Annotated in this window: 2 protein-coding genes and 2 pseudogenes; all 4 read right to left on the reverse strand. The window is 65.9% G+C overall.

Annotated features, from left to right (window positions below; genetic code table 11):
- Window positions 1-207 (reverse strand): annotated as a pseudogene (locus tag EN879_RS33205) (phosphatidate cytidylyltransferase); the annotation flags it as partial.
- Entirely contained in the window at window positions 207-869 is a 663-nt protein-coding gene (locus tag EN879_RS33210; RefSeq protein WP_024504853.1) for a lysophospholipid acyltransferase family protein, read from the reverse strand. The gene EN879_RS33210 and the pseudogene EN879_RS33205, both read right to left, overlap by 1 nt.
- Window positions 866-1,309: a hypothetical protein gene (locus EN879_RS33215; RefSeq protein ID WP_024504852.1), complete on the reverse strand. Its 444-nt coding sequence runs from the start codon at window positions 1,307-1,309 to the stop codon at window positions 866-868. Before EN879_RS33215 ends, EN879_RS33210 begins: the two co-directional genes overlap by 4 nt.
- A pseudogene (locus tag EN879_RS33220) lies at window positions 1,306-2,109 on the reverse strand (serine/threonine protein phosphatase); the annotation flags it as partial. The pseudogene EN879_RS33220 and the gene EN879_RS33215, both read right to left, overlap by 4 nt.

The following is a 2,109-nucleotide window of genomic DNA, read 5'->3' on the forward strand; positions in this document are numbered from 1 at the left end:
CAGGATGGTCATCCCGTAACGGCCGAAGAAGAAGGCGACCGTCATCAGCGCCACCATCACCCACCAGGCGTTGATGCGCTGCGTGAGATTGACAAGCGTCGAGCTCAGCGGCTTCGGCGCTCGCGCCGAAAGGATGGTGGCGACGATGCTGGCGGTGGTCAAAACCGCCAGCAGGCCGATGATCAGGATGGAGATCTCGTGGCGCATCAATCGTCTCGCTCGGGACGCGGGTTGAGCGCCAGAAGCGCGGCGTGGGCGCGCTCGAGAAAGGCGCGGCGTTCTTCGCCCGGGCCAACCGCGACAGGCGCGCCGAAAACGACGCGGCACAGCAGCGGCACCGGCAGGAACTGGCCCTTGGGCAGCACGCGCGACATGTTCTCGATCCAGCACGGGATCAGCTCGACCTCAGGCCGCGCCGTCGACAGATTGTAGAGCCCGGAGCGGAACGCCAGCAGCGGCTCTTCGGTCATGTTGCGTGTGCCTTCGGGAAACAGGATAAGCGAGTGCCCTTGGTCGAGAACCGACAGCATGATCTCGATGGGGTTTTCCTCAGGTCTCGTCCATTGCCGGTTGATGAGCACGGACGACAAGATGTCCTGCGCGATAAAGCGGCGCAGCCGCGACTTCCCCCAATATTCGCCTGCGGCAACAGCATGGGTGATCGCGCGCTCCCTTTCGCTGAGACAGGCCGACAAAAGGATGAAGTCGCCATGGCTGGTGTGATTGGCGAAATAGATGCGCTGCCGCTCGGAGGGCAGGCTGCCGTTCCAGATCGGCCGCACCCCGGTCACCATCCGGGCCAGAGCCGACAGGCCGACGGAGGTTACCGTCTGCAGCAAGGTGAAGGTCTTGAGCGAAAGCTTGTTCATCGCGGCGCCCAAAACCCTGCCGCCAGAAGCGCTGCGGCAAACAGAGCCAGGGCAGCGCGTTGCTTGAACAGCAAGCGGCTTGTGCCGGCCATGCGGTCATCGAGCAAGCGTGTCGCGAACGGAGCCGGTTTCAGGCGCATGCGCGCCAACATGTCATCCACCGCGGCACCGCCGGAAGCTTCGTCGTCATGGCTCGCCATCAGTCGGAACAGCAGCGCGTCGAATGCCAGCAATGCCGACAGCGCCAGCACAGCAACCGCGCTCGCGGCGGCGATCGACAAAGCGATGGCCGCGGGCAAGGTCTCGAAGGCACCGCGCGCCGACGCGGCTAGAGGCGCAAGGACATTTGCGGTCAGCACGATTGCGGCCGGCCACGCGGCCTGTCGCATCAGCATGCCGGCGAAGCGGTCGGTGCGGTCCTGATAGGTATTGCCTGTCATGACGCCGCCCGCCCAGTGGCCTCTGCAAGGTGGACCGGCCGGCCGGCGGCCGCGAGCATCTCGCGGGCGAGCGTCGGCGTCCCGGCCCTGCCGGTCGCCACCAGCCATTCGGCGACGACGCCGGCGCTGCGCTGGAAGCCGAGCGCGCAGCACACCAGGACGGTGCCGTCGCGGCGTGCATTCTCCAGCGCGCCGGCTGCCTGTTGCCGTATCGCCAGTGGCGGCGGCAACAGGTCGATCATCGGAAAGCTGATCCAGCGGCAATCGGTTGTCGCCGGCTTTTCGAGTTCGGCGGCGAGGTCGATGACCGTGCCGAAGCTGTTGGCCTCGCTTGCCGTGGGAAAGCGCCCGAGAAAGACACCTTCGGCAATCGCCACCTGGGGGGCAAGATTGCGCGTCCAGGCCCATATGTTTGCCCTGGCGCCGAGGCGATAAGGCAAGAGCAGGACACGGCTTGCAAGCGTCATGCTGCCATCGGCGGATTTCTGGAACACTTTTTCGCCTGCCCCTGCATAGGCGAGGGTGACGATGGCCAGCGCCAGCGCCGGCCAAAGCAGGAAGAGCGCGACGGCGCAAACGTAGGCACCGAGCGCGGCACCGGCCAGCGCGAGGACGGCGCCCATAGCGTAGAACCGCGCCAGCCGCCGCGCTTTCGCATCGTTGGTCAGCCGGAAGCCTGCAAACGGCAATGCGCCGCTGCGCGGAAACAGCCACAGCGCAAAGAACCCGAGCAGCGCGCCGGTCGGGATGTCGATGAAGTGATGCTGCCAGGTCGTCAGCACCGAGGCGCCGATCAGAAA

This window comes from Mesorhizobium sp. M7A.F.Ca.AU.002.02.1.1 (assembly GCF_003998535.1).
Taxonomy (GTDB): domain Bacteria; phylum Pseudomonadota; class Alphaproteobacteria; order Rhizobiales; family Rhizobiaceae; genus Mesorhizobium; species Mesorhizobium ciceri.

Bases quoted from the DNA above. Each gene is read 5' to 3' on its own strand.
- EN879_RS33210 (WP_024504853.1), bottom strand. From the start codon at position 869: ATGAACAAGCTTTCGCTCAAGACCTTCACCTTGCTGCAGACGGTAACC.
- EN879_RS33215 (WP_024504852.1), bottom strand. From the start codon at position 1,309: ATGACAGGCAATACCTATCAGGACCGCACCGACCGCTTCGCCGGCATG.